Source organism: Alkalihalophilus lindianensis (assembly GCF_032843265.1).
In the GTDB taxonomy this organism is placed as follows: domain Bacteria; phylum Bacillota; class Bacilli; order Bacillales; family Bacillaceae_D; genus Alkalihalophilus; species Alkalihalophilus lindianensis.
In genome coordinates, this window is the sequence record NZ_JAWJBA010000928.1 from 1 (window position 1) to 241 (window position 241).

Genomic DNA, 241 nt, shown 5'->3' on the forward strand with positions numbered 1-241 from the left:
GCGCCGGCAGCGACCAGCGCCTCGAGGCCATCGGCAAAGGGGAAGAAGGCGTCGGAGGCGACGACCGAGCCTTGCGTCAACGCGCCCTCGATACCGGCGGCCTGGGCGGCATCGATGGACTTGCGATGGGCCACGCGGGCTGAGTCCACGCGGCTCATCTGGCCGGCGCCGATGCCGGCGGTGGCGCCGTCCTTGACGTAAATGATGGCGTTGGATTTGACGTGCTTGGCGACCTTGGCGG

Annotated in this window: 1 pseudogene; it reads right to left on the reverse strand. The window is 69.3% G+C overall.

From position 1 onward, the window contains the following. A pseudogene (locus RYX56_RS26800) lies at window positions 1-241 on the reverse strand (hypothetical protein); the annotation flags it as partial.